21 protein-coding genes and 9 pseudogenes are annotated in these 26,074 nt (G+C 40.8%); 3 read left to right on the top strand and 27 right to left on the bottom strand.

Features of this window, described 5'->3' with window-relative positions; all coding sequences use genetic code 11:
* Positions 1 to 46: 46 nt before the first annotated feature.
* From QMQ21_RS04830 to QMQ21_RS04800, 7 genes and pseudogenes are all read right to left on the bottom strand, one after another.
* Positions 47 to 1,212: pseudogene (locus QMQ21_RS04830) on the bottom strand (MalY/PatB family protein).
* Positions 1,213 to 1,219: 7 nt separating this feature from the next.
* Entirely contained in the window at positions 1,220 to 2,314 is a 1,095-nt protein-coding gene (locus tag QMQ21_RS04825; protein WP_023937202.1) for a cystathionine gamma-synthase, read from the bottom strand.
* A 156-nt stretch (positions 2,315 to 2,470) separates the two neighbouring features.
* Positions 2,471 to 3,193, bottom strand: coding sequence for an ABC transporter ATP-binding protein (locus tag QMQ21_RS04820; RefSeq protein ID WP_025170631.1), 723 nt, complete (start codon positions 3,191 to 3,193; stop codon positions 2,471 to 2,473).
* A gap of 186 nt (positions 3,194 to 3,379) precedes the next feature.
* Positions 3,380 to 3,901: pseudogene (locus tag QMQ21_RS04815) on the bottom strand (ABC transporter transmembrane domain-containing protein); the annotation flags it as partial.
* Complete coding sequence (locus QMQ21_RS04810; RefSeq protein WP_261813992.1) at positions 3,898 to 4,152, bottom strand: hypothetical protein; 255 nt, start codon at positions 4,150 to 4,152, stop codon at positions 3,898 to 3,900. The gene QMQ21_RS04810 and the pseudogene QMQ21_RS04815, both read right to left, overlap by 4 nt.
* A 171-nt stretch (positions 4,153 to 4,323) precedes the next feature.
* Positions 4,324 to 6,281, bottom strand: a pseudogene (locus QMQ21_RS04805) (peptide ABC transporter substrate-binding protein).
* A gap of 205 nt (positions 6,282 to 6,486) precedes the next feature.
* Positions 6,487 to 8,109, bottom strand: a complete 1,623-nt coding sequence (locus tag QMQ21_RS04800; protein ID WP_023937200.1) for a putative polysaccharide biosynthesis protein — start codon at positions 8,107 to 8,109, stop codon at positions 6,487 to 6,489.
* Between the two features lie 105 nt (positions 8,110 to 8,214).
* Here QMQ21_RS04800 and QMQ21_RS04795 point away from each other — a divergent pair.
* A pseudogene (locus tag QMQ21_RS04795) lies at positions 8,215 to 9,659 on the top strand (UDP-N-acetylmuramoyl-L-alanyl-D-glutamate--L-lysine ligase).
* 45 nt (positions 9,660 to 9,704) lie between these two features.
* Here the strand turns inward: QMQ21_RS04795 and QMQ21_RS04790 are convergent.
* From QMQ21_RS04790 to QMQ21_RS04750, 9 genes and pseudogenes are all read right to left on the bottom strand, one after another.
* Positions 9,705 to 9,902 carry a CsbD family protein gene (locus QMQ21_RS04790; RefSeq protein WP_000051199.1) on the bottom strand — a complete coding sequence of 66 codons (198 nt, stop codon included), beginning with the start codon at positions 9,900 to 9,902 and terminating at the stop codon, positions 9,705 to 9,707.
* A gap of 99 nt (positions 9,903 to 10,001) precedes the next feature.
* Positions 10,002 to 10,653, bottom strand: a pseudogene (locus QMQ21_RS04785) (DUF1803 domain-containing protein).
* Positions 10,637 to 11,149: a YiiX/YebB-like N1pC/P60 family cysteine hydrolase gene (locus QMQ21_RS04780; protein ID WP_023937197.1), complete on the bottom strand. Its 513-nt coding sequence runs from the start codon at positions 11,147 to 11,149 to the stop codon at positions 10,637 to 10,639. Before QMQ21_RS04780 ends, QMQ21_RS04785 begins: the two are co-directional and overlap by 17 nt.
* Positions 11,150 to 11,234: 85 nt before the next feature.
* A pseudogene (locus QMQ21_RS04775) lies at positions 11,235 to 12,169 on the bottom strand (manganese-dependent inorganic pyrophosphatase).
* Between the two features lie 85 nt (positions 12,170 to 12,254).
* A complete protein-coding gene (locus tag QMQ21_RS04770; protein ID WP_023937193.1) occupies positions 12,255 to 12,539 on the bottom strand; it encodes a GIY-YIG nuclease family protein in 285 nt (94 codons plus the stop codon).
* Positions 12,529 to 13,278: a tRNA1(Val) (adenine(37)-N6)-methyltransferase gene (locus QMQ21_RS04765; protein WP_023937191.1), complete on the bottom strand. Its 750-nt coding sequence runs from the start codon at positions 13,276 to 13,278 to the stop codon at positions 12,529 to 12,531. Before QMQ21_RS04765 ends, QMQ21_RS04770 begins: the two co-directional genes overlap by 11 nt.
* A gap of 53 nt (positions 13,279 to 13,331) precedes the next feature.
* Complete coding sequence (locus QMQ21_RS04760) at positions 13,332 to 13,691, bottom strand: S1 RNA-binding domain-containing protein (RefSeq protein ID WP_000689593.1); 360 nt, start codon at positions 13,689 to 13,691, stop codon at positions 13,332 to 13,334.
* A 1-nt stretch (position 13,692) separates the two neighbouring features.
* A pseudogene (locus QMQ21_RS04755) lies at positions 13,693 to 15,092 on the bottom strand (bifunctional Cof-type HAD-IIB family hydrolase/peptidylprolyl isomerase).
* Between the two features lie 82 nt (positions 15,093 to 15,174).
* Positions 15,175 to 15,255: pseudogene (locus QMQ21_RS04750) on the bottom strand (GNAT family N-acetyltransferase); the annotation flags it as partial.
* A gap of 119 nt (positions 15,256 to 15,374) precedes the next feature.
* Here QMQ21_RS04750 and QMQ21_RS04745 point away from each other — a divergent pair.
* A complete protein-coding gene (locus tag QMQ21_RS04745; protein ID WP_000874118.1) occupies positions 15,375 to 17,102 on the top strand; it encodes an IS1634 family transposase in 1,728 nt (575 codons plus the stop codon).
* A 258-nt stretch (positions 17,103 to 17,360) separates the two neighbouring features.
* Here the strand turns inward: QMQ21_RS04745 and rpsR are convergent, their stop codons facing one another.
* From rpsR to QMQ21_RS04710, 7 genes are all read right to left on the bottom strand, one after another.
* Positions 17,361 to 17,600, bottom strand: coding sequence for a 30S ribosomal protein S18 (gene rpsR / locus QMQ21_RS04740; RefSeq protein ID WP_000068664.1), 240 nt, complete (start codon positions 17,598 to 17,600; stop codon positions 17,361 to 17,363).
* Positions 17,601 to 17,631: 31 nt separating this feature from the next.
* Positions 17,632 to 18,102 carry a single-stranded DNA-binding protein SsbA gene (gene ssbA, locus QMQ21_RS04735; RefSeq protein ID WP_000609599.1) on the bottom strand — a complete coding sequence of 157 codons (471 nt, stop codon included), beginning with the start codon at positions 18,100 to 18,102 and terminating at the stop codon, positions 17,632 to 17,634.
* Between the two features lie 11 nt (positions 18,103 to 18,113).
* On the bottom strand, positions 18,114 to 18,404 hold the full coding sequence (gene rpsF / locus QMQ21_RS04730; protein ID WP_001151777.1) for a 30S ribosomal protein S6: 291 nt from the start codon (positions 18,402 to 18,404) through the stop codon (positions 18,114 to 18,116).
* 152 nt (positions 18,405 to 18,556) lie between these two features.
* Positions 18,557 to 19,900, bottom strand: a complete 1,344-nt coding sequence (gene asnS / locus QMQ21_RS04725; RefSeq protein ID WP_023937607.1) for an asparagine--tRNA ligase — start codon at positions 19,898 to 19,900, stop codon at positions 18,557 to 18,559.
* 19 nt (positions 19,901 to 19,919) lie between these two features.
* On the bottom strand, positions 19,920 to 20,285 hold the full coding sequence (locus QMQ21_RS04720) for a VOC family protein (protein ID WP_023937609.1): 366 nt from the start codon (positions 20,283 to 20,285) through the stop codon (positions 19,920 to 19,922).
* Positions 20,278 to 21,465: a pyridoxal phosphate-dependent aminotransferase gene (locus QMQ21_RS04715; RefSeq protein WP_000777796.1), complete on the bottom strand. Its 1,188-nt coding sequence runs from the start codon at positions 21,463 to 21,465 to the stop codon at positions 20,278 to 20,280. The genes QMQ21_RS04720 and QMQ21_RS04715 overlap by 8 nt, the downstream gene beginning before the upstream one ends.
* On the bottom strand, positions 21,462 to 21,950 hold the full coding sequence (locus QMQ21_RS04710) for a cell wall elongation regulator TseB-like domain-containing protein (protein WP_050261734.1): 489 nt from the start codon (positions 21,948 to 21,950) through the stop codon (positions 21,462 to 21,464). Before QMQ21_RS04710 ends, QMQ21_RS04715 begins: the two co-directional genes overlap by 4 nt.
* Before the next feature lie 257 nt (positions 21,951 to 22,207).
* On the opposite strand from QMQ21_RS04710, the pseudogene QMQ21_RS04705 reads away from it, so the two are divergent.
* Positions 22,208 to 22,755 (top strand): annotated as a pseudogene (locus QMQ21_RS04705) (NADPH-dependent FMN reductase).
* A 124-nt stretch (positions 22,756 to 22,879) separates the two neighbouring features.
* On the opposite strand, the gene yaaA reads toward QMQ21_RS04705, so the two are convergent.
* The 4 genes from yaaA to QMQ21_RS04685 form a co-directional block, all read right to left on the bottom strand.
* Positions 22,880 to 23,608: a peroxide stress protein YaaA gene (gene yaaA / locus QMQ21_RS04700; RefSeq protein WP_023933180.1), complete on the bottom strand. Its 729-nt coding sequence runs from the start codon at positions 23,606 to 23,608 to the stop codon at positions 22,880 to 22,882.
* A gap of 146 nt (positions 23,609 to 23,754) precedes the next feature.
* On the bottom strand, positions 23,755 to 23,919 hold the full coding sequence (locus tag QMQ21_RS04695) for a YczI family protein (protein ID WP_000508264.1): 165 nt from the start codon (positions 23,917 to 23,919) through the stop codon (positions 23,755 to 23,757).
* 208 nt (positions 23,920 to 24,127) lie between these two features.
* The gene (locus QMQ21_RS04690) at positions 24,128 to 24,292 is read right to left on the bottom strand and encodes a YczI family protein (protein ID WP_057487076.1); all 165 of its coding nucleotides are present in this window, start codon (positions 24,290 to 24,292) and stop codon (positions 24,128 to 24,130) included.
* Between the two features lie 178 nt (positions 24,293 to 24,470).
* On the bottom strand, positions 24,471 to 26,066 hold the full coding sequence (locus QMQ21_RS04685; RefSeq protein WP_000822860.1) for a hypothetical protein: 1,596 nt from the start codon (positions 26,064 to 26,066) through the stop codon (positions 24,471 to 24,473).
* Between the last annotated feature and the right edge of the window lie 8 nt (positions 26,067 to 26,074).

Here is a 26,074-nt window from a genome sequence, read left to right as displayed (position 1 = left end):
TGAAAATAGCCTTCTAGGAAGACTTTTCTCCTAGAAGACTGGATTTTTAACGTTTGGCAAAAGTAGCCACAATCCGCTGACAGACTTCTTGCAATAGAGATTTGGGCATAGCTATATTGATGCGGGCATGGAGACTTCCTTCCTCTCCAAAATCCAAACCACGGTTGAGGATAACCTTGGATTCATTTCTCAACAACTCTTGCAATGTTTCATCAGTCAGGTCATAGGCTGAAAAGTCAAGCCAAATCAAGTAGGTACCTTGCGGTTTCATGACCTTGATTTTAGTCTCTTTTCCAAATAGATCCACCACATAATTGATGTGATCTTCAAAGACTTGCTTGAGTTCCTCTAGCCAATCTTTACCGTATCGATAGGCAGCTTCTGTCGCCAAATAACCCAAGCCTGAAATTTCATGCTGATTATTGGCCAACAGGCGTTTCTGGAAAGCCAGTCTCAACTTAGGATTTTCAATGACTGCATAGGAATTTTTTGTCCCAGCAATATTAAATGTTTTAGTGGCACTGGTCAAGACGATAGCAAAATTTTTGAAGGCAGGATTGATGGTATTGAAAGACTGGTGTTTGTGACCAAAGAGGGTCAAATCTTGGTGAATCTCATCTGAAACTAACAAAACACCGTGTTTTTGGCAGAGTTGGCCAATCTTCTCCAACACTTCTTTTTCCCAAACACGTCCACCAGGATTGTGAGGGTTGCAAAGAATATAGAGTTTAACCTCCTCTTCCACCAAATCCTTTTCAAGTTGGTCAAAGTCAATCTCAAACAGACCATCCTTTTCCACTAAGGAATTAGTAATCAATCTACGATTGTTCAACTTGACACTGCGAGCAAAGGGTGGGTAGACAGGCGTGTTAATTAAAACCGCCTCGCCTTCTTTTGTAAGGTTTGAATAGCTGTTGAGATGGCTGGTACCACACCCTCGATAAAAACAAGAGCCTCTTTGTCAAAGTTGTAACCGTATTGTGTAGCTTCCCACTTTTGAACTTCCTTAATTAAGTCTTCACTGGCATAGGTATAACCATAAACCAGTTGGTCTGCGTAAGTTTGCACGGCTTGGCGGATTTCAGGCAAGACCACAAAGTCCATATCCGCTATCCAAGCTGGTAGAACTTCACTATCCGTTTCTGTTTCTTTCCATTTATAGGTATGGTGCCCTAAACGGTTGGGCAGGCTTGTAAAATCATATTTTCCCATCTTTGTCTTATCCTTCTAAAGCTTGGCGCAAATCTGCAATCAAATCTCTAGCATCCTCAATCCCAATTGACAAGCGCAAGAGGTCATCTGTCAAACCATAAGAATGGCGCACTTCTGCTGGAATATCAGCATGAGTTTGCGTCGTTGGATAAGTAATGAGACTTTCTACCCCACCCAAACTTTCCGCAAAAGAGAAGACCTTGAGACTGTTCAAAATATGAGGAATGCGCGTTTCATCGACTACTTTAAAGGAAATCATCCCCCCACGACCAGTATAGAGAACCTCCTTGACTGCTGGAGAATCCTTCAAAAAGGCAACCACTTCTTGGGCGTTAGCTGTTGAGCGCTCCATACGAAGAGACAAGGTCTTGAGACCACGAAGCAACTGGTAGCTGTCAAACGGTGACAAGACTGCCCCTGTCGTATTGAGATTGTAGAAAAGCTTCTCGTATAGTTCTAAACTATTGGTCACAACCACTCCAGCCAAGACATCATTGTGGCCTGCCAGATACTTGGTTGCTGAATGGAGAACCATATCTGCTCCATCTTCGATCGGACGTTGGTAGATAGGGCTATAGAAGGTATTGTCCACCACCACTTTGGCACCCTTAGCATGAGCCAATTTTGCTAGTTTTTCGATATCAAATTCCAACATCAAGGGATTGGTTGGGGTTTCGATATAGAGAACATCCACATCCTTTTCTAACTCGGCAATCAACTCTTCTTCTGTATTGGCATAGGTAAAATGGAAATGACCTTCCTGCTCCACTTGGTTAAACCAGCGAAAAGAACCACCGTAAAGATCACGCACTGCCAAGACCTTACTTCCTACTGGAAAGACGCTAAAGGCCAGTACAATAGCTGACATCCCTGAGCTAGTCGCTAGGGCATAGTCTGCTGACTCAATAGCCGCCAAGACTTCCTCAGCCTTACTGCGAGTTGGATTTTTAGTGCGCGTATAGTCAAACCCAGTAGATCGACCAAACTCTGGATGCTGATAGGTCGTTGAAAAATGGAGCGGTGTCACCAATGCACCTGTCGCTTCATCTGACTTAATGCCCGCCTGGGCCAAAATTGTGTTAATGTGTAATTCCTTGCTCATACAATACCTCCAAATCTATAGTAACTATTGTACCACTTATTTTCATCAACTCATTTTCTTCTTTTCAAGAGCTAGCTATAGTTTCAAACTATATAAAAGGGAGTTTTTCCTGCTCCCTTTAATAGACTATAAAATGGTGAATCTCAAAAGACACCTTCACTCTATCATTTGCTCCTGCACAAAACGAGCATAACGCTCATGATTTTCCAGTAGTTCCTTATGAGTTCCTGAGCCAGTGATTTTCCCCTCCTCTAAGAAGAAAATACAATCCACATCTTTTACCGTTGACAAACGATGCGCTATAATCACAACTGTCTTCTCCTTTAGTACAGAATAGAGGCTACTGATAATCGCATACTCAGAATCCGCATCAAGATTAGCAGTGGCTTCATCAAATATAAGAATTTCAGCATCTTTTAAGTAGGCTCTAGCTATTTGAAGTCTTTGGCTTTGTCCCCCTGACAAGAGTCGTCCGCGTTCACCAACCTCAGTATCTAGTCCCTCTTTCATGGAGCGAATCTCATCACCTAGTGATACTAAGTCTAGCACTTTCATCAATTCATCATCAGTTACTAAGCGATTCAAACCGAGACAAAGATTGTCACGAATACTGCCAGATAAGACTGCATTATTTTGTGAAACCCAAGCGATTTTACTTCTCCATTCTTTTAAGTTAAAATCATATATACTTGATTGCTCCATTAGAATATCTCCTGAAAGCGGTTTATAAAACCGCTCTAACAAACGCACAATCGTTGATTTTCCTGATCCAGATGGTCCAACAAAAGCAATTTTTTGCCCCTTGAAAATGGAGAAAGTAATATCCTTTAAGACAGGTCGATTTTCATCATAACCAAAATAGACATGGTTAAAATTCAACCCTTGTCCTGATACCGATTTTCCTCCCTCAAATTTTTCTTTAGGAACTGCAAGCAAGTTCTCCAGTGCAACTGAAGATCCCTTACTCCTAGAATAAACAGTTACAAAATTAGCTATATTACTAATAGGATTAAGTAATTGAAAGAGGTAAATCAAAAACGAAACCAAGGTTCCCACAGATATATATCCTGCGCTGACCCGATAACCCCCATAGGTTAGCATCACAGCTATAGTCGCAAAGATAAATAAGAGAGCAAACGGGGTCTCAAAAGAAGTAATCCTATCTGATTTCAGTGAATTGTTTTGTACCCTTTCAATACAATTATCCAAAACATCCTGTACACTTTTCTCTGCTTGGTTAGTCTTAATTAATTCATGTTCTTGAATCTTTTCAGTCAATTGCCCTGTTAAAAATCCGATTTCCTCCTGTAAACGACGACTATACTTTTCACTGATATTGGAAAGGGGCAAGATAATAAACATCATACAAGGAAGAGTGATGAATAAAAGTAGAGAAAGATTCCAATCAAGACTAAATAAGACTATGATGGAACCAAGTACCATAACTAAACTCAAAATAATATTTGGGAAAGTCGTAATTAAAAACTCACGAATGACACTCGTGTCATTGACAATGGCAGAAGTCAACTCCCCACTTTGGCTCTTATCAAAGAAGGATTTCTCTGCATAAATCAACCCCTCTATCACTTTTTTCCTGATTTTGCTATCTTTTTTTCACCCGATTGACTAAACAGATAGTAACCAATAGAAGAAAACAAGGCTTGACCAATAAAAATCAAAAACGATTGAAATACTTTGGAACCTATATTTTCAATAGAACTCCCATCTATTAAACCCTTTAAGATAAGGGGAAGCAACAAAGCAAGTAGACTAGACAGAACAAGGAAGAAACTCCCCATAATCACCTTAGTATCTACTCTTAATAATTTTAATTTCATAAATACTCCTTATAATATTTCAACGGATAAAGTCAGGAATAACTCAATTTGAGGATAAAATCTAATAAATCTTCCTATAACAAAACGCATAACATCTAGGATTTTATATACCTGATATTATGCGTTTTTAAGCACAAAGACTTCTTACACAAACTTATCTACAATTAGATTTTATTTGACATGTTTTGCCAATTCTTCTTGGGCTTTTTTATTAGATTCTTCTTTTTCTTTCAACCATTTTTCTCTGGCTTTTTCATATTCGTCTGTTGTGACAATCTTATCTTGTACTTTGAGGTATTTATATGATTCAACCCCTTTTGTCCGGTTAAACCATAGGCACCAGCAAATGGTACGGTTCTTCTCAATGATGGTGTTCCCCCACGCGAAACACTTGGAAGAACTAAAGAACTATCAATCAACCAAGCTTGAATATCAGCATATTTCTCATAACGTTTGGCTGGATCTTGCTCTTTATTAGCTTCTTCCAACATTTGAGTATAGACATCCAGTCCAACTGCCTTAGCCTTGTCATTGGCCTCACCAGGCTCTAGTCCAAGATTTTGCAGAAATCCTCCACTATTAGTATTAAAAATATCGAGATAGGTTGACGGGTCTTGATAATCAGGTCCCCAACCGCCATGATATAAATCATAATCTTTCTGAGCAGCTGTTTGAGCAAAGTAGCCTGAACTGTCAAACTCATCTGATGTTAATTGCTGAATGTCAATCACTACATTATCAGAACCTAAAACAGATTCAATTGATTGTTTGATAGAACTAACTCCTTGTATGCCCACTTTATCTGTTACTTCCACAGTCTTATCCAAGTGGATTGGGAATTGAACACCCTTTGCTTCGAGTTCTTTCTTAGCTTCCGCAAACTTAGCCTTGGCTTTCTCAGGATTGTAGTAAGGGTCTTGACCATCCGCAAAGTTGATACCTTGCCATTCCTTACCATAGTTGACCATCTTAGAGGCTACAACTTCACCAAAGTCTTTTCCCTTGATACTGACAAAGTTTGGAGGAACCACTAGGTTACGCAAAATCTTTGTTGCACCTTCTTTCCCTTCAGACTGAGCCCCATAAGATGTTCTGTCAAAAGCAAAATTGATAGCCTGACGGAAGTTTTTATTGAGAACTGCTTCCTGAGTCGATTTCTTTTCAATGTCACTTGTTTTAGAAGTATAATTGTAAGACTTCCTATCTAGGTTAAAATTAAAGAAATATGAAGTTGAATTTTGCATACTATAGATGATATTGTTTTTGTATTTTTCTTTAATCCCTTCATAGCTGGAGCTGTTAGGAAAAAGACGAGCCGTAGTATAAGCACCAGCTGTAAAATTACGTTCCAGTGATTCTTGGTCGCTACCATCATAGTAGGTCAATTTCACATCGTCTACAAAGACATTCTTAGCATCCCAGTAATTAGGGTTTTTCTTATATTCAATAGCAGATTTTGAGACAAGTGCTTTCATCAAGAAAGGTCCATTGTACAAAATACTAGATGGATCCGCCTTCCCAAAATCATCCCCTTTTGATTTCAAGAAATCTGCATTAACAGGAAAAAGTATCGTTGCGAGTGTTTTTGAATTCCAGTAAAGTTCTGGTTTAACCAAAGTATATTGAACCGTTTGGTCATCAAGTGCCTTGACACCAACAGTTGAAAAGTCGCTTGTTTTACCAGTGATATAGTCATCCAAACCAGCAACAGAGTCCTGCACTAGATACAAGGCTTCTGATTTTTTATCAGCTGCATATTGCAAACCTGTCACAAAATCCTGGGCAGTTACAGGCGCATATTCTTCTCCCTCAGAAGTAAACCACTTGGCATCCTTGCGAAGTTTGTAGGTATAGGTCAAACCGTCCTGAGAAACAGTCCAATCCTCTGCTAATGATGGAATAATATTCCCATATTGGTCATTTTCTAATAACCCGTCTACCAAATTTGCAACAATATCGGATGTTGCTGCGCGGTTTTCTGCTAGATAGTTCAAACTAGATGGATCACTTGAATAAACATAGTTATAGGTTTTTGATCCTGTGCTAGAATTTCCACACGCGCTCAATAAAATTCCTGTACCCAGGACAAGACCTGCCAAGGTTAGATATTTGCTCTTAGACTTTTTCATTTCCAGAACCTCCTGATTTAAAGATTTGTTTTATTATACAACGTTTAGTTTGTTTAGTCAATGATTTTGTCCAAAAAAATCGAAAAAGGCCTCATCTTCTACTCTTAAAAGATAATTTTAGCTGTTTTGACGCTAAAAAAAGGAATAAGTTTCAAGTTCTCCTAAAAGATTGTTCAACTTATTCCTTTTATTTATAAATGCTATCTTAAGAAAACTTAAATTTTGCTCGCAACTGGGCAGCTTTGGCCTGTCCAATAACCTTATCTAAGAGACGAGTATAGAGACTCATGAATCCGTAGAGTCCACCCCCCATGGCACCGACAAGAGCTACATAAAAGAAGCTCCACAAACGTCCACTTGGTTGGAAAACAAATCCTAACAGCCACTGGATGGTTCCTATTAACAGAAACATGACTAGGGTCAGCAAACTGATTAAAATGGTTCGCTTCACAATCACCTTGCGCTTAACACCCGTTACTTTACAAATATCCCGATACATCAAGACGTTAGGAATGATAAGAGCGATGGTTGTTGAAATCAAGGGACCATAACTGTGGAAAAGGGCGATGGTAGGCAGTTGCAAGACCAGCTTGGCAATAGAACCATAGATAAAATAGAGAACGGCCTTGCGGTTGCGGAACATGGCTTGAAGCATGGGGGACAAGACCATGTACAAGCCTAAAATAATAGACTGCAAAACTGCAAAGACAAATAAGCCCATAGCCAAACTGTCTGGCTTGCCATAGAAGACTGTATAAAGAGGTTCTCCTACCATAACCACTCCAACCGTTGCTGGTAGCAAGAACATAAAGAGTAGGGTGAGACTGTCCTGAACGAGACGAGAAGCTGCCTTCAAGTCCCCCTTGACATAGTTTTCTGTCAAAAGCGGCAAGCCTACACTCCCAATCGAAACCCCAACAGAAATCAAAATCATCGTGATTTTATTAGGATTGGCTGAGAAATAAGAAAACATGATAACCAAGTCCTCATTGCTGTAGTTGGTAAACCAGCTCATACTATTGATAAAGGTCAGCTGGTCCAAAATCTGGAAGAGCTGGATGGCAGACCCTGTCAAGATAAAAGGAATGGCTTCCTTAATGGTATCGATCAAAAGATGCTTGCTGTTAATCTTATCCCCTGTTTCAAGGACTCTTTTGAGTAAGCCTTCTTGGGCAAGGAAATAAATCAAAACTGCAAAACTAGCTACCATGCCGACAAAGGCAGCAAAGGTGGATTGGGTAACCGCTACTAGGTAATCTCCTGAACCAAGTTTCATAATGATAAAGGTTGCTAGGAGCATCCAGATAACACGAATGACCTGCTCAGCAATTTGGCTCATGGCATAAGGTTTGAGATTATTCATCCCTTGGAAAAATCCTCGGATAACACTCATAGACGGGAAAATCAAGACTCCCCAAGCCAAGCTTTGCATGATTGGGATCAAGTCTTTGCCCACGCCAGACAAGTCTGCTAGCCAAGGAGCAAAGAGATACAAAACTAAAGCAAAAACGAGGCCAAGTCCTGTCATAAATCCTAAAAAGCTCCGAATCAGGGCAAAGCTATGCTCTTCTTCTCGCATGGTATTGTACTTGGCAACTTGCTTGGCCACCGCAACTGGAATCCCTGCTGTTGAAACCAGCAAGAACCAGGCATAGATATTGTAGCCCATGGTAAAGAGACCATTTGCCGTAGCTGCATAAGATCCCATCCAGATGTACCAAGGGATAATATAGATGGCCCCAAGCAGGCGACTGATAAAGTTACTAGCCGTTAGCCAAGCAGTCCCCCGTAACATCTGGGCCTGCTGGTGATTGTTTTCGTGCGACATAGATTCCTCATTCAATTTTGATAACTAGGAAACACTCCTTATCTTCCATTATAAACTTTTCCTTGTTACTTGTAAATTTGCGACTTTCGGTTTACAATAGAAAGTATGATAAAGATTGAAACCGTATTAGATATATTAAAGAAAGATGGTCTCTTCCGCGAGATTATCGACCAAGGACATTATCACTACAACTACAGCAAAGTTGTTTTTGATAGCATTAGTTACGACAGCCGAAAAGTAAAAGAAGACACTCTTTTTTTTGCAAAAGGTGCTGCCTTTAAAAAAGAATACCTTCTTTCTGCTATAACACAAGGCTTAGCTTGGTATGTAGCTGAAAAAGACTACGAAGTCGGTATCCCTGTCATCATTGTGAACGATATAAAGAAAGCCATGAGTTTGATTGCCATGGAGTTCTATGGTAATCCACAGGAAAAACTCAAACTCCTTGCCTTTACTGGAACCAAGGGTAAGACAACAGCAGCCTATTTCGCTTATAACATCTTATCTCAAGGGCATCGACCTGCTATGCTCTCGACTATGAATACAACTTTAGATGGCAAGACTTTCTTTAAGTCTGCATTGACAACTCCTGAGAGTATTGACCTCTTTGACATGATGAATCAAGCTGTGCAAAATGACCGTACCCACCTCATCATGGAAGTCTCCAGCCAAGCCTATCTGGTCAAACGTGTCTATGGTCTAACCTTTGATGTGGGAGTTTTCCTCAATATCAGCCCAGACCATATCGGCCCGATTGAACACCCTAGCTTTGAAGACTACTTCTACCACAAGCGTCTCTTGATGGAAAATAGCCGAGCAGTCATCGTTAACAGTGACATGGACCACTTTTCTGTCTTGAAAGAACAAGTGGCAGATCAAGACCATGATTTCTATGGTAGCCAATCAAATAATCAAATCGAGAATTCCAAAGCCTTTAGCTTTTCAGCTAGTGGGAAACTGGCTGGTGATTATGATATCCAACTGATTGGTCACTTCAACCAAGAAAATGCCGTTGCTGCTGGACTTGCTTGCCTCTGTCTCGGAGCTAATCTTGAGGAGATCAAAAAAGGAATTGCTGCAACCCGCGTTCCTGGTCGTATGGAAGTCCTCACTCAGAAAAATGGAGCCAAGGTCTTCATCGACTATGCCCACAATGGTGATAGTCTCAAAAAACTCATCAATGTGGTTGAAACTCATCAAACTGGAAAGATTGCTCTGGTATTAGGTTCGACAGGAAATAAAGGAGAAAGTCGTCGTAAGGACTTTGGCCTCCTCCTCAATCAACACCCTGAGATTCAAGTCTTTCTGACTGCTGATGACCCTAACTATGAAGACCCAATGACCATTGCAGATGAAATTAGTAGCTACATCAATCATCCTGTTGAAAAAATTGCGGATCGCCAAGAAGCCATCAAGGCAGCAATGGCCATCACTGAACAAGAACTCGATGCTGTCATTATTGCTGGTAAGGGAGCAGATTGCTACCAAATCGTCCAAGGAAAAAAGAAGCCTATCCTGGAGATGCAGTCGTAGCAGAAAATTATTTATAAGGATTGTAAAAAAAATCAAGGGAAAATGAAACCCTTGATTTTTTCCTATTCTTTAGTAAAAACGTTTTTCAAACCTTCAACGGCACCTTCTACAGCACCTTTAGCATCTTCAACTACTTCTTTTGCCTTAGCAACTGTTTTTTCAACAGCTCCTTCAAGTTCTGTCTTGCTGTCTCCAGTAACTTTACCAAAACCTTCTTTGACAGCGCCTGTTGCTTGTTCCAATTTGTTTTCAAGTGACATATGATTGTCTCCTTTAGTTTTATTCCGATATGTGTTATCGGTTACATTAGTATAAACTTATCGATAGATAAAGTCAAACAATGTGCTCAGAAAAAGCAATCACACTAAATAGAAAGTTAATCTCTCCTTGTCAAAATCGACAGCCAACTCATACTTTCCATCTTCATTTTGGACTATATAACCCAGGACAACTAAACTGTCCACAAAGATATCACGGCGTTTCTGCATCAGTTGATCTTTTTTGAGAAATTTTAGCAAAAAAGTTGTCATGTATTTGAGGGCATACTCAGGATTAACATCTCCTAAAATGTCATAAAGTTCCTGCTGTTTTTCTGTCAAAGGATACTGATGTTTGACCTTGTAGAAATAATTGGACAGGGTCATTTTTGATCTTGCAAAGTCCGTCTTTTCAACTAAAATAGCTGCATTGGTTTGATTGCATAATTCCGTCTCAAAACGCTGCTCCAACAAGGCTTGATAGACTAGGACTAGCTTCTCTGACAAAAATCTCTTGATCCAGTTCAAGACTATCAAGTGATTCAAGCATAGGAAGATTGAGGTAATAACGCTTATTTTCCCGTAGAATCAAGCCTGCCTTTATATACTCTTCCATGAGTTTGTCAACTGCTACATCTGGAAACTTGGCCTTAATTTCCCGTAAAATCACATCATCATGCTGGTCCAGATAGCGGATCAATTCTCCAAAAAATGGCTGTCTCGTCAAACGAGATGGATTAAAAATCTGAATCATGAAGATTCCTTTCTTTACATTCTAACAGAGGCGATGCTGCCAACTGACTAGGATTGGTACCAGCTTGGTTCAGAGGAACAGGCAGACCTAGTTCTCTGTAATACTCTCTCCAAAAGTCACTAATCTCCTGCTCCCCATCCCTAAATTTCATGGGAATAGTTTCAAAAATGGGGAGAATTTCTGCCATGTACTGGGAACAGTAAAAACCAGCTCCATCTGGATAGAAAGAAGCATTGTAGGGAGCCCCTAGATGTTTGCAAGCTTTTTCCTTCACCGACTGGATATCCATTTCTGGGTAAACATAGAGGTCGTACAAGTGATTGGGCTCAAAGAAGTCTGCAGGTTCTTGACAGACAACACCAGCCTGTCCACTAGCGTGGTAAATCATCCCATCCAAATAAATGACAACATGGTTATAGTTGCCTGTGGAAGTCTGGATGGCCTGTCCCATATCTGACTCATCTCTCACAAAAATCAAATCGCCATTTGCTAACATGCTTCACTCCTAGAAAAAAGGAGCCGAAACTCCTTTCGATATAAGGCAAACTAGACTTTCCGATTTTGAACTGACACCTAAAATCTTACGCATTAAAGCTTTCAGTCAATTGAGGTACAACTTGTTTCTTACGTGAAACGGCACCAGCAAGGAAGGCATGATTGTTTTCAAGTTTGAAGTTGAAGGCTGCTTCAACCTTATCCATGTTAGCACCAAGTGCTAGGATTTCTGAGTTTGAGTTGACTATATCTGTAATCATCAAGACAAAGTCAGAGTAACCGTTTGCTTCGTTAGCAGCTTGCATTGCAGCTTCAATTTCTGCTTGGCGTTCCAATACTTCAGCGATGTCCACTGTGTTTACTTGGGCAACACGGACATTATTTCCGTTCAATTCAAAAGTCTTAGCATCGATGTCAATCAATTCGTCAGCAGATTTGCTAGCCAAGTTTGTACCAGCTTTCAGCATAGCCAAGCCATACTCTTCCAAGTTTACACCAGCCAATTCAGCCAATTCAGGAGCAATAATCTTATCTGTTGGATGTGTTGTTGGTGATTTCAAAAGAAGGGTATCTGAAATCAAACCTGAAAGCATCAAACCAGCAATCTCTTTAGGCACAGCTACACCATGTTCTTTGAACATACGATAAACGATTGAAGACGCTGAACCAACTGGCTCCAAACGCATGTAGAGTGGGCTTGCAGTTTCAAAATTAGCCACACGGTGGTGGTCCACCACACCATAAACTTCTACTTCAGCGATATCTGATACAGATTGTTGAATTCATTGTGGTCAGTCAAGATAACTTGCTCTGCTCCTTCTGCTTTGGCAGAAGTAATAACACGCGGTGCTTCTACACCAAAATAGTTCAAGACAAAGGCTGTTTCTTCATTTGGAGTTCCAAGAGCAACAGCTTCCGTATCCAAACCGTAAGCTTCTTTTGCAAGGTAGGCAAAGGCTACAGACGACCCGATGGCATCTGAGTCTGGATTTTGGTGACCAAATACTAGAATCTTATACATGATAATACCTCATTTTGTTTATTCTCTTTATTGTAGCATTTTTTTCGCTTTTTGACAAAAGTAAGAGGAGTCAAAGAACTCCCCGCTACTCTTCAAAATAACTGAGTAAATTTCTATCTTGATTTTCAGATAAAAATTGCTCCTTCTGTGGCCTCTTCTTACGCTTGAGAAGGGCTTCAGCTGACATGGCTTCTTCCTTACTGGCAAAACCTTGAGCATAGATGAGTTTGACTGGCAAGCGTGCTCGTGTGTATTTGGCTCCCTTCCCACTATTATGGACAGCGAGGCGTCTCTTCACATCAGTCGTATAGCCTGTATAGTAGGATCCGTCACGGCACTCCAGCACATACATATAAGCCTTATAATCCATAATAAATCTCTTCGAGTTCCGGCGTATAAGAGCCATCATCATTGTGGACAATGAGAGGTGGCAAGACCTTAAAGCCATTTGTCGAGCCATCCTTGATAGCCTCAATCAAAAGCATATTGGCTTCCTTTGCCCTCTTTGGATAAACAAACTGCAGGCGCTTAGGGGCTAGATTATGTCGTTGCAACATATCCAGAATGTCCAAGAGTCGGTCAGGACGATGAACCATAGCCAACCGTCCATTAGACTTGAGAATACTTTGGGCACTGCGACAGATTTCCTGCAAGTTGGTCGTGATTTCGTGGCGCGCCAAGAGATAATGTTCACTCTCGTTCAGGTTTGAATGAGGATCCACCTTAAAATAGGGCGGATTACACAAAATCATATCCACCTTACTTCCCTGGATATAAGCAGGCATATTTTTCAAATCATCACAGATGACCTCCATCTGCTCTTCCAAACCATTCAAACGGACAGAGCGTTCAGCCATATCCGCCAAACGCTCCTGAATCTCAACAGCCAAAATCTGTGCCTGAGTACGAGTGCTAGCAAATAGCCCTACTGCTCCATTTCCAGCGCAAAAATCCACTATCAAGCCCTTTTTAGGAAAACGCGGAAAACGTGACAAGAGAACACTATCCACCGAATAGCTAAAAACCTCTCTATTTTGAATGATTTTGATATCTGTCGAAAAGAGCTGGTTAATGCGCTCCCCTGATTTTAATAATTGTTCTTCTTCCATGTTTCTATTATAGCATATTTATATTAACATTACAAAAAATATAAATCTCTAAACTACTTCTTCTTTTTTAAATAGTGCAAGGCTTCTCTAGTCCAAATTGGCATCATTCGTTTAAGAGGCGCAAAGCCGTAGTTAAAACGGTCGCTTGAAAAGCGTCTCCGTCTAGGAAACTGGTGCTTTTCTTCCTCCAAAGTGCGGATAGAAAGACTTGCTTTCCCTGTAAATTCATCTAAATCCACTACCTGAACCTGAACCTCTTCATCGACTTTCAAGGCTTCATGAATATTTTCAATAAATCCTGTCCGAATCTCTGAAATGTGAATCAGCCCCGTATCACCCGTCTCTAGCTCAACAAAGGCACCGTAGGGCTGAATCCCTGTAATACGCCCCTTTAGCTTATCACCGATTTTCATCTTAGTCCTCGATTTCAATTGTTTCAATCACGACATCTTCAACTGGCTTGTCCATCGCCCCCGTCTCAACAGCAGCAATGGCATCCAAGACAGCGTAAGATGCTTCATCAGCTAACTGTCCAAAAACCGTGTGACGGCGGTCTAGGTGAGGTGTCCCACCTTGGTTAGCATAGATTTCTGCGATCGGTTCTGGCCAACCACCACGAGCAATTTCTTTCTTAGAATAAGGCAAATGTTGATTTTGCACGATAAAGAACTGGCTACCGTTGGTATTTGGACCTGCATTGGCCATAGAAAGGGCACCACGGATATTGTAAAGTTCTTCTGAGAATTCATCCTCAAATGATTCGCCGTAGATGGACTCGCCACCCATACCAGTTCCAGTTGGGTCTCCACCTTGGATCATAAAGTCCTTGATAATACGGTGAAAAATGACACCATCATAGTAGCCATCTTTTGAAAGAGATACAAAGTTAGCCACTGTTTTAGGAGCATGCTCTGGGAAGAGCTTGATACGCAAGTCCCCGTGATTGGTCTTAATAGTCGCGATAGGACCTTCTACTGTTTCAATGTCTACTTGTGGGAAATGCAATTCTTTTTCTACCATACCAAATCCTTCTAAGGCATCAAAAATGCCATCTTCTTCTAGTGTTTTTGTTATATAATCTGCTTTTTCTTTGATGTTATCATGAGAAATTCCCATTGCAACGCTGATTCCAACATAATCAAAGAGTTCCAAGTCATTCAGCCCATCTCCAAAAACCATAACGTTGTCTGGTTTCAAGCCAAGGTGTTCCACAACCTTTTCCACACCCGTCGCTTTGGAGCCTGAAATCGGAACAATATCAGACGAATGTTGGTGCCAACGAACCATGCGAAGTTTATCTGAGAGACTGTCAGGTAAGTGTAAGTCATCTCCCTTATCTTCAAAAGTCCACATCTGATAGATGTCTTCTTTCTCATGGAAATCTGGATCCACATCTAAATCAGGATAAATTGGATTGATAGCCTCACTAATCATATCGGTGCGAGTCGACAACTTGGCAGCATGACTCCCAACCAAACCATACTCAATTCCCTCTTGCTTAGCCCAAGAGATATACTCCTCAACATCAGACTTCTCAATCTGATGTTGATAAATGACCTGACCTTTTTTATCTTCAATATAGGCACCATTTAAGGTTACAAAAAAGTCAGGCTTGAGTTCACGAATTTCTGGCACGACACCAAAAATCCCTCGTCCAGAAGCAATACCTGTCAAAATTCCTTTCTCACGTAATTGCTTAAAAACAGCTGGGATTGAAGTGGAATAAAACCTGTCTTGGAATTCCGCAATGTATCATCAATATCAAAAAAGACAATCTTGATCTTCTTTGCCTTATATCTTAATTTGGCATCCATCTCACTACCTCTTTCAATCTAACTCTTTCCATTATACCATAAAGTAGCTAAATCCCCTATTTTCAAAGAAATTCGCTATCTCTTATTCGAACTTCTTGGATAAGTACAGAACTAAATCATCATTATTTTGAATAGTAGCATTCATTTCCAAGGGTTGATTTCGCCCGACTTTATCACTTAATTCTCCGCCGACCTTACTTAATCCCTTGGTACATCTGGATTTTCCGACTATTTTTCAACTTTTTTGTTTGTTGTATATAATTATGTATGCTATAATAGAGTATGGCATTTATTAAAACAACAACCAACAAAGAAGGGCGTACTCATGTCTATCTTGTGGAGGGATATCGAAAAGATGGAAAAGTCAGACAGCGTATTTTGAAAAAATATGGTCTCTTAGATGAACTAGAGGTAGAGGAACCTGATATCTTAGAACGTTTGAAACGTGAGGCAAAGGAAGGTCTACTAACAGAACCTCAATTCTTTCAAGTAAGCTATGACCTACTGGCTCCTATGAATGAGGTGGATCAGTCCTATGGTTGGATGGTCTTGGATAACCTGTTTGAAGAGTTAAAACTAACCGAGTTTCTAAAGACAGTGAAATCGAAATCAGAGTACGATTTGGCTCAAGTTTTAAAACTATTAGTTTTTCAGAGAGTCCTCAATCCAGATAGTAAGTTATCTACTTATGCTTCTCAAGTAAACTTATTTGGTCATTGGGAAATAAGCCTCAACGCTATTTATCGTTCGTTAGATAAGTTGGATACCTTGAAAGAAAAACTTCTGCTTCATCTTCATAAAGAAGTGAGTCGCATGACCAAGCGTGAAGCACGTTTAGTTTTCTACGATGTAACGAACTACTACTTTGAAACAGATATCCCCGATGAGACGGTTGTTTCAGTTGATGGTGAAATTCTAAAAGAAGGACTAAGAAGGCGAGGTCCTAGTAAGGAACATCGTCCCAAACCCATTGTCCAATTAGGATTATTTATGGATACGAATGGAATTCCCATCAGTTATAAGTTATTTAGAGGAAATCAAACAGATCCTATTACCTATCTTCCAGCTGTTGAGGAAGTTAAAAAACAGTTTGGAATTGAGCGTATTGTGGTGGTGGCCGATAAGGCTATGAATAGCTCTTACAATATTTCTGAGATGATTCATCAAAAAGATGGATGGCTCTTCTCCCAGAAGCATCGTGGACGGCGTGGCGCCTCAAAGGAGCTACAAACACAAATTCTAAATCCAAACGATTGGCAATTTAATAAGGAGTTGACCTTCGCAAAGAAGTCCTATCTACGTGAACGCAAGCTGGGAACGAAGAAGGATTCTCCACTTGTCAAAGAGAAAGTTCTGATTACTTGGTCTAAGAAATACGCTGATCGAGAACGGATTCGTCGGGAAGGTGCTTTAGAATATGCCAGCCAACTAACCAATGCGGAACTCTTTCGACAGACCAGTAAAAAAGGAGGCAAGAAATATCTAGACCTCCACTATCTGGATGAAAAAACAGGGGAACTAAAGCCTTTTTCCCCACTTGTTACCATTGACCATGAGCAGGTTGATTTTGATGCTCAGTTTGATGGTGTGAATGTTCTTGTAACAAGTGAAGTTGGAATGACAGATGAAGAGATGTTGGAGGCTTATAAAGAGTTAGCTAAGATTGAGGATTGCTTCCGCATCACGAAGACAGAGCTTGAAAGTAGACCTGTTTATGTATGGACAGAAAATCATATACAGGCACATTTTTTGACTTGTTTTATCGCTTTAATTCATCTTCGACTCCTCCAACATCAAATTAATTGGAAGATGAGTCCAAGGAGAATCGCTAATGCTCTCAACAGTGCCAAAGCAACTAGGTTACAAGATAATTACTATAGACTACAAGAAAGTCCAGATATGCAGCTACTAAATAGATTATTAGGCATGGAATGGAACAAAGGGTTCGTGAAGTTTGAAGAACTCAAAAATTACGCCAAAGCTCCATATACAACACCTAAACGAGATTAAAGAACAGCGAAATCCCTTGTGGCGCAAAGGGTTAGCTGCCCTTTTGTATTTTTTAAGTGATAAAGTCGGGATTATAGCACGCCAAGGTCAGAAAAAAACTATCTCGTGAAAAAAAGATCCGTTGGGGTCTTAATTCGCATTCTTGTTTCCAAGCTCATGAAAAAGAGGTCCCCCTGACCTCAACTCGCTCTTTCATTTCAAGGCTCGTGAAAAAAAGACCCAATAGGGTCTGAAAAAGAGGTCCACCGGACCTCTTTTTTAATCTTCGTTTACGAAAGGCATCAAAGCCATTACGCGAGCGCGTTTGATAGCTGTTGTTACTTTACGTTGGTTTTTAGCTGAAGTTCCTGTTACACGACGAGGAAGGATTTTCCCACGTTCTGAAACGAAACGGCTAAGAAGCTCAGTATCTTTGTAATCAACATATTCAATTTTGTTTGCTGCGATGTAATCAACTTTTTTACGGCGTTTGAATCCGCCACGACGTTGTTGAGCCATGTTTTTTCTCCTTTATAATTTTAGTTGTCCATTAGAATGGTAAATCATCATCTGAAATATCCAATGGATTTGTTGTTCCAAATGGATTTTCATCACGTGAAAAGTCTGGTACTGAATTTGTAGGCGCTGAATAGTTTGCAGTTGGTGCAGAGTAAGCTCCACCTGTATGACCTTCACGCACACTACGGCTTTCTAACATTTGGAAATTCTCAGCCACGACCTCTGTCACGTAGATACGTTGTCCTTGCTGGTTATCGTAACTACGAGTCTGGATACGGCCTGTCACCCCGATAAGTGAGCCTTTTTTAGCCCAATTAGCAAGGTTCTCAGCCTGTTGACGCCACATAACGACATTGATAAAATCAGCCTCACGTTCGCCATTTTGACTCTTAAATGTACGGTTTACTGCAAGAGTAAAAGTCGCAACTGCTACATTTGATGGGGTATAACGCAACTCAGCGTCACGTGTCATGCGCCCTACAAGTACAACATTGTTAATCATAGTTTACCTTCTTACGCGTCAATTTTGACGATCATGTGACGAAGAATGTCAGCGTTAATTTTTGAAAGACGGTCAAACTCTTTAAGAGCTGCATCGTCGTTTGCTTCAACGTTAACGATGTGGTAAAGTCCTTCACGGAAATCTTTGATTTCGTATGCAAGACGGCGTTTTTCCCAAGATTTTGATTCAACAACAGTTGCACCGTTGTCAGTCAAAATAGAGTCAAAACGTGCTACCAAAGCGTTTTTAGCTTCTTCTTCAATGTTTGGACGAATGATATAAAGAATTTCGTATTTAGCCATTGATATGTTCCTCCTTTTGGTCTAATGACCCCAAGACTTTGCAAGGGGTAAGTGAGGTTCGCTCACAATAAACTATTATACTAGAAAAAATTTTTTTACGCAAGTAAAAACTCTGATATGCGAAAAAACGCCACATGGGCGTTTTCCTATTCTTACGGTTTAATACGGTGCAACATACGTGGGAATGGAATGGCTTCACGGATATGTTTTGTTCCTGCTGCGAAGGTTACCATACGCTCGATACCGATACCAAATCCACCGTGTGGAACTGTACCGTATTTACGAAGGTCAAGGTAGAATTCATACTCTGTACGATCCATGCCAAGTTCATCCATCTTAGCGACAAGGGCATCGTAGTCTTCCTCACGCATAGACCCACCGATAATTTCTCCATAGCCTTCTGGAGCAAGCAAGTCTGCACAAAGCACGCGCTCTGGATTTCCAGGAACTGGTTTCATATAGAAGGCCTTGATGGCTGCTGGGTAGTTCATGACAAAAGTTGGCACACCAAAGTGGTTTGAAATCCAAGTTTCATGTGGTGAACCAAAGTCATCACCATGCTCAAGATGTTCGTAGTCAGCGTCTTCATCATTTTCATGCTCCTGCAAGAGGTCAATGGCTTGATCGTAAGTGATACGTTTGAATGGCTCTGCAATATAGCGTTTCAAGAGTTCTGTATCACGTTCCAAGGTTTCCAAGGCTTGAGGCGCACGGTTAAGAACACCTTGTAGAAGAGCTTTTACATAAGCTTCTTGCAAGTCAAGTGACTCATCGTGTGTCAAGTATGAGTACTCTGCGTCCATCATCCAGAACTCAGTCAAGTGACGGCGCGTTTTTGATTTTTCAGCACGGAATACTGGACCAAAGTCAAAGACACGACCAAGAGCCATAGCGCCTGCTTCTAGGTAAAGCTGACCTGATTGGCTCAAGTAGGCTGGCGTTCCAAAGTAATCTGTTTCAAAGAGTTCTGTTGAATCTTCTGCCGCATTTCCTGAAAGAATTGGGCTATCAAATTTCATGAAACCGTTCTTGTCAAAGAACTCATATGTTGCATAGATGATAGCGTTACGGATTTGCATCACCGCTACTTGCTTACGAGAGCGAAGCCACAAGTGACGGTTGTCCATCAAGAAGTCTGTACCATGTTCTTTTGGTGTGATTGGGTAGTCTTGAGATTCACCGATCACTTCGATGTCTGTGATGTCCAACTCATAGCCAAATTTAGAACGTTCGTCCTCTTTGACAATACCTGTCACATAGACAGACGTTTCTTGGCTCAAGCGTTTGATAACATCAAACTTCTCAAGTCCTACTTCTTCACCAAATTTTTCGACAAAGTTTGGTTTAAAGGCTACACCTTGAAAGAAGGCTGTTCCATCACGCAATTGCAAGAAGGCGATTTTCCCTTTTCCTGATTTGTTGGCAACCCAAGCGCCAATCGTCACTTCCTGACCAACATAGTCTTTTACATCAATAATCGTTACACGTTTTGTCATTATTTTTCCTTTTTCTTTTTTATTCTTTATGGCAAACCACTTCTATATTGTTCCCATCTGGGTCAATCACAAAAGCAGCGTAGTAAATCGGATGCTCACTGCGATAACCAGGAGCCCCATTGTCTCGCCCACCTGCCTCTAAACCAGCCTCATAACAAGCCTGAACTTCTTCCTTATTTTCTGCTAAAAAAGCAAAGTGAATAGGATCTTGTGTCCCCTGAGCCAGCCAAAAATCACCACCAGGATGAGGGCTGTTCGGGGCAAGAAAACTGATTAGAGAACTAGTCTTAAAAGCCAATTTATAGCCCAAAGGAGCGAGAAAACTCTTATAAAATCCTTCTGAAATTTGTAAATCCTTTACCTTAATCTCAAAATGATCAATCATTCTCACTACCCATAAATGCTTTCAAGCGTTTAACTGCTTCTTTAAGCGTGTCTAGGTCTGTCGCATAGCTGAGGCGGACATTTTCTGGTGCTCCGAATCCTGCTCCTGTTACCAAGGCCACTTCGGCTTCTTCTAGGATAGCGGTTGTAAAATCTGTCACATCTGTATAGCCTTTCATCTCCATAGCTTTTTTGACATTTGGGAAGAGATAGAAAGCTCCTTGCGGTTTGAGCACTTCAAATCCTGGCACCTCAGCAAGAAGGGGATAGATGGTATTGAGACGTTCCTCAAAAGCCTGACGCATGCTTTCTACAGTATCTTGCTCACCTGATAGAGCCTCAACTGCTGCATACTGGGCTACTGCTGACGGATTCGAAGTTGTTTGACCTGCAATCTTGGACATGGCAGCAATAATGTTTGCTTCTCCAACGGCATAGCCAATCCGCCAACCTGTCATGGCATAGATTTTAGACACACCATTGATGACCACTGTTTGCTTGCGAATTGCCTCAGATAGGCTAGAAATCGGTGTGAACTCATGACCATTATAGACCAAGCGCCCATAGATATCATCTGCTAGAATGAGAATATCCTTTTCTACAGCCCAGTTTCCGATTGCCAAGAGTTCCTCACGGGTGTAAATCATACCTGTCGGATTGGATGGCGAATTCAGCACCAAAACCTTGGTCTTGTCTGTGCGAGCTGCTTCTAACTGCTCTACGGTCACCTTAAAGTGATTATCTTCCTTAGCAGGAACAAAGACTGGCACACCTTCTGCCATCTTGACCTGGTCTCCATAGCTTACCCAGTAGGGGGTTGGGATGATAACTTCATCACCTGGATTGACCACAGCCATAAAGAAGGTATAGAGAGAATATTTGGCTCCAGCAGCGACTGTCACTTGATTTGGCGCTACAGAATAGCCGTAAAAGCGTTCAAAGTAAGTATTGACCGCTGCCTTGAGCTCTGGCAGGCCTGAGGTTACTGTATAAAAAGAAGCACGCCCATCTCGAATCGATGCAATGGCGGCATCTTGGATATTTTTTGGAGTAGTGAAATCTGGCTCACCCAAGGTTAGAGACAGGATATCTCTTCCCTCAGACTTGAGTGCTTTGGCACGAGCTCCAGCAGCCAAGGTCACACTTTCTTCCATTTCTAAAACACGGTTGGATAGTTTCATAGGCCCTCCTTATTGACCAATACTCCTGTTTCAAAATCTACTAGATAAAAATCAGAGCCTGACTTGACTTCCCAGATTGGTTTGTCTTGATAACGGCCAAAGGTAATCTTGTCAATCTCGCCAGCTCCTTTTTCCTTCGAAACAGCTTCTGCTTTTTCTTGTGAAACACCTTGATTTAGCTGATAAACGTAAATCTTGTGGTCATCTTTTCCAATCAGGACAGCAAGTGCTTCTTGTTTTTTATTACGGCCAAGAACGCTATAATAGGATTCCAAGCCATTGTATAAGTCAACCTGATCAGCCTGCTCTAATCCTGCATACTGCTGAGCTAATTTTTCTCCTTCACTTTTAGCTGTTTGATAAGGTTTCATACTCAGAAACACTAGATACAGAAAGGAAGCACTGATAACCACAAACAAAATCGTCATCCCTAGACCATACTGCCACAGTAGATTATTTTTTACTTTGTTTTGTCTTTTTTTCACTCGTCTATTTTACCATCTATTGGGCTTTATTACAAGTGAATGCAAGAACAATCGCACTTTATTTCTTCCTTCAAACAAAACCGATTTTGAAAGTGAAACAGTTCTTACTTTTTCAGTCACAAATGACTAGAGTTTCCGAAATTTTACAATTTTCAAATAAACTCTGAGCAAATTTCTTGCAAGTTGTTTTGCTTTGTTGTAATATATTTTATAACAACGAGAAAATTCTCGTAAATTTAAGAAAAAGGAGACACATCATGTCTAAAAAAGTATTATTTATCGTCGGATCACTACGCCAAGGTTCTTTCAACCACCAAATGGCCCTCGAAGCTGAGAAAGCACTTGCTGGTAAAGCAGAAGTTAGCTATCTTGATTATTCAGCTATCCCTCTCTTCAGCCAAGATTTGGAAGTTCCAACTCATCCAGCTGTATCTGCTGCTCGTGAAGCAGTTCTCGTTGCGGATGCTATCTGGATTTTCTCTCCAGTCTACAACTTCTCTATCCCTGGTACAGTGAAAAACTTGCTTGACTGGCTATCTGTGCCCTTGACTTGTCTGATACACGTGGCGTTTCTGCCCTTCAAGACAAGTTTGTCACAGTATCATCTGTAGCCAATGCAGGGCACGATCAACTTTTCGCTATCTACAAAGACCTCTTGACATTTATCCGTACACAAGGCGTTGGTGATTTCACTGCTGCACGTGTTAATGACTCTGCTTGGGCAGACGGAAAATTGGTTCTTGAAGAAACAGTCCTAAGCTCACTTGAAAAACAAGCGGAAGACTTGGTCAATGCTATCAAGTAACTAATATAATAAAAGCGAACAAGACTACTTTTCTGACACTCAGAAGACTAGCTTGTTCGCTTTTTTTCATTTATAAACTAAAATAGCTGATGATACATATTGCCAAATACAAAATATCTGATTTCTATACTTCCTTAACAAAAACCAATTCCTGTGGCTGGGACAGATCTTCTCGGTAGGTAAATCCTGCAAAGCTTAAGCGACGAGCTTCCTCCACCGTCTGTACTTGATTTTCTATCAGGGCTGTCAGGAAGGCACCACGCGCTTTCTTGGAAATGGTTGAGTGAATTTTCAGCTGACCGCCTCTATCCTCCATAAATTTGAAGATCACCATTTTTTCTCTGATTTCCTTAGAAAATACCGTCTCAAACTCGGACGACAAGAGGGAGAAAATCACTTCTTCCTGCTTCACAGCTTCATCATAGGCTGCCTTCCAATGACTCTTTAAAGTCTTACCAGCGACTTTTAACTTCATCAAAAAGTCCAAACGGTGAGGGGCCATAGATGACAAGGCTGGAACGACACCGTACAAAGCCGAAGTAATAAAGACATGATTTTCAAGATAGGCTTGTTCCGCCTCGGTCAACTTATCTCGCTTGATATGGCGGTACATAAGCCCATCAAAAAGTTTAAGAGCTGGGTAGTGTTGAGCAGTTTGCCTTTTCAAAGCTTGGATATTTTGACATTCTTCCGCAGCCTTCTCGGCTGATACCTTATAAAAACTCTCCAATTGACTAGCAGAATAGAGGGCCAAGGCATCCAGCACGGCCTGACTTTCTGGTATTAAAGGTGTTGCCTCGATACTCGGCAAGTCTGTGTTCATTTCTTTTGCTGTAGGGATTAAAATTTTCATATTGATAGTGTAGCATATTTTTTAGCCACAACCAAGAAATTCATCTGATACTCAATGAAAATCAAAGAGCAAACTAGGAAGCTGACGCGGTTTGAAGAGATTTTCGAAGAGTATGAAAAACCTCGGTTTGACCGAGGCTTCTCTATTTATTTGGGCCATCCTAACCAGATAGCCACGAGAACAAGGGCTGCGCCAGCTAAACTTGTTAAGATAGATAAGAATTTATCTTTTTTCTCCTTGAACTGAGAAAAACCTATCTTCAAAGCGAGCAGTCCAAGTAGCATTGAAGCAAGCATCAAATAAAAACCCATTTCTTTGTCCTCCATTAGTCTTAATTTATTTTATTATAACATATATTTCTTAAATAAACCTTTTTTATACTCAATGACAAAGAACAAACTAGGAAACTAGCCGCAGGTTGCTCAAAGCACAGCTTTGAGGTTGCAGATAAAGTTGACGTGGTTTGAAGAGATTTTCGCAGAGTATGAAAAACCTCGGTTTAACCGAGGGTTTTTCTATTTATTTGGGCCATCCTAACCAGACAGCCACGAGAACAAGGGCTAGCCCAGCTAAACTTGTTAAGATAGATAAGAATTTATCTTTGTTCTCCTTGAACTGAGAAAAACCTATCTTCAAAGCGAGCAGTCCGAGTAGCATTGAAGCAAGCATCAAATAAAAACCCATTTCTTTGTCCTCCATTAGTCTTAATTTATTTTATTATAACATATATTTCTTAAATAAACCTTTTTTATACTCAATGAAAATCAAAGAACAAACTAGGAAACTAGCCGCAGGTTGCTCAAAGCACAGCTTTGAGGTTGCAGATAAAGTTGACGTGGTTTGAAGAGATTTTCGCAGAGTATTACTGTACTTTAAAGGTCTTGAGATAGCTGTCTTTTCCTACTTGACCTTCGAAGGTTCTACCATTTTCAAGGTAAGGAAGGTCATCTGATACTGAGGCCTTAACCTTGTAAATCTTGCCATCAACTTTAAAGAAGTAGACGGTGTCGCCCTTGATAACAGCTGATTTGAGGTCTGCTACTACTCCCTTGATGCTTTCTGTCGTTGCATTGTCAATTTCAAGGTCGTTTTTATTGGCATACTTGCTGAGCATCTCTTCCACTGTAGTAGCTACGATAACATTTTGGTACTCGACTGCGTCTACTAGAGCATACTCTTTGACCAAGCCAGCATTGTCCTTCAAACCCATGATGTAGAAAGGCTTGTCATTGAGGTTGATGAGGATTGGGAAGGTTGCTTTGTAGGATTTCTCCTGAACAGCACCTTCTGCTGATTCACGGGCTGATTCTTCTGTCGCAGAAGCCAAGCTATACTTAGTAATTTCTCCTGTTCGCATATTTTCAAGGATGAAACCAAGATTACTCTCATCCGCATTAGCCGACGTCACACCTGTGTAGAGATAGATGTCATTACCGATAGACAAGTAATTATAGCCATTGGTAGTCTGGGTCACGTTTTTCTTGGAAATCATGGCATTCAAGAAACCGTCCTTGTACTTGCCGTTGTAGTTGATTTGCTCAATGGTTTCCTCTGCTGGATAGATCCTATCCACCCATTCTGGAACATCTGATAAGCTGTATTCCTTGGTTTCTCCATTTGTAGCATCCAAGATAATGACTGAAGCAGGACGAGGAACCGCAAGTCCAAATTGCTTTTGGTAAACCGTTGCTACATAGAAAGGATTGCCCTCATCGTCCACCTCAAAAGATGGAGTTTTAAAGATTTTGGTCGGGTACTTCAAGCGCAGGTGACGTTTGACATCACGGTTAAAATACTCCGAGTCTGAATACTTGATTGGTGTCTTCAAGTCCACCAAATCCGCATTTCCAGTTACCATGTCCACCTTGATATACTCACCGATTCCCTTAGCTTGATTGTTAAACCACTTGATAGGGTCTGCGTATTCTAGTGGCGTCACTCGATAAGGTTTCCCATCAATTGTCAATTGGGTATAGGTATCTGCCGCTACGTACTGCGACACCTTATCTGTTAGGGAACCCAAGTAGCGGTCACCAATTTTTTCAGCAGTACTTCTATCTAAGATAGGAACCTTACTGGTGTCACTCTTAGGAAATTCAGTAAAGTCTTTTTCCGTAACCGTGACTACATTGGCATAATTTTTAGCCTGAAACATGCTGGAAGTTACCAAGGAAACCAAAGCTGCCAAGAGAAGAATTCCTCCAATCGAAGCTAACAGAATTTTCCCTAACCGATTGATTTTGAAACCCTCAAGATTTAAGGCAGCTTCCGCCTTACCGTGGCGCACATGAACCGTTTTGACAAGGTTTATCCCCTTGCCAAAGCCAAATAAGATTGCCACAACTAACAAATGCCCACAGAGGAAGAAGAGAAATTCCCAGCTGGTCAGGTTAAGGGGCGGTAAAAAGATATACCAGGTCGTTGCGATAAAAATAAGTTCAAAGACTATTCGTTTCATTTGCTTTC

It is taken from the genome of Streptococcus bouchesdurhonensis, from assembly GCF_948472335.1.
This window is presented reverse-complemented; position numbering and strand designations above follow the sequence as displayed.

Bases quoted from the DNA above. Each gene is read 5' to 3' on its own strand.
- QMQ21_RS04825 (WP_023937202.1), bottom strand. From the start codon at position 2,314: ATGAGCAAGGAATTACACATTAACACAATTTTGGCCCAGGCGGGCATT.
- QMQ21_RS04810 (WP_261813992.1), bottom strand. From the start codon at position 4,152: ATGAAATTAAAATTATTAAGAGTAGATACTAAGGTGATTATGGGGAGT.
- QMQ21_RS04800 (WP_023937200.1), bottom strand. From the start codon at position 8,109: ATGTCGCACGAAAACAATCACCAGCAGGCCCAGATGTTACGGGGGACT.
- QMQ21_RS04790 (WP_000051199.1), bottom strand. From the start codon at position 9,902: ATGTCACTTGAAAACAAATTGGAACAAGCAACAGGCGCTGTCAAAGAA.
- QMQ21_RS04780 (WP_023937197.1), bottom strand. From the start codon at position 11,149: ATGTTAGCAAATGGCGATTTGATTTTTGTGAGAGATGAGTCAGATATG.
- QMQ21_RS04770 (WP_023937193.1), bottom strand. From the start codon at position 12,539: ATGGATTATAAGGCTTATATGTATGTGCTGGAGTGCCGTGACGGATCC.
- QMQ21_RS04765 (WP_023937191.1), bottom strand. From the start codon at position 13,278: ATGGAAGAAGAACAATTATTAAAATCAGGGGAGCGCATTAACCAGCTC.
- QMQ21_RS04760 (WP_000689593.1), bottom strand. From the start codon at position 13,691: ATGAAAATCGGTGATAAGCTAAAGGGGCGTATTACAGGGATTCAGCCC.
- QMQ21_RS04745 (WP_000874118.1), top strand. From the start codon at position 15,375: ATGGCATTTATTAAAACAACAACCAACAAAGAAGGGCGTACTCATGTC.
- rpsR (WP_000068664.1), bottom strand. From the start codon at position 17,600: ATGGCTCAACAACGTCGTGGCGGATTCAAACGCCGTAAAAAAGTTGAT.
- ssbA (WP_000609599.1), bottom strand. From the start codon at position 18,102: ATGATTAACAATGTTGTACTTGTAGGGCGCATGACACGTGACGCTGAG.
- rpsF (WP_001151777.1), bottom strand. From the start codon at position 18,404: ATGGCTAAATACGAAATTCTTTATATCATTCGTCCAAACATTGAAGAA.
- asnS (WP_023937607.1), bottom strand. From the start codon at position 19,900: ATGACAAAACGTGTAACGATTATTGATGTAAAAGACTATGTTGGTCAG.
- QMQ21_RS04720 (WP_023937609.1), bottom strand. From the start codon at position 20,285: ATGATTGATCATTTTGAGATTAAGGTAAAGGATTTACAAATTTCAGAA.
- QMQ21_RS04715 (WP_000777796.1), bottom strand. From the start codon at position 21,465: ATGAAACTATCCAACCGTGTTTTAGAAATGGAAGAAAGTGTGACCTTG.
- yaaA (WP_023933180.1), bottom strand. From the start codon at position 23,608: ATGAAAATTTTAATCCCTACAGCAAAAGAAATGAACACAGACTTGCCG.
- QMQ21_RS04695 (WP_000508264.1), bottom strand. From the start codon at position 23,919: ATGGGTTTTTATTTGATGCTTGCTTCAATGCTACTTGGACTGCTCGCT.
- QMQ21_RS04690 (WP_057487076.1), bottom strand. From the start codon at position 24,292: ATGGGTTTTTATTTGATGCTTGCTTCAATGCTACTCGGACTGCTCGCT.
- QMQ21_RS04685 (WP_000822860.1), bottom strand. From the start codon at position 26,066: ATGAAACGAATAGTCTTTGAACTTATTTTTATCGCAACGACCTGGTAT.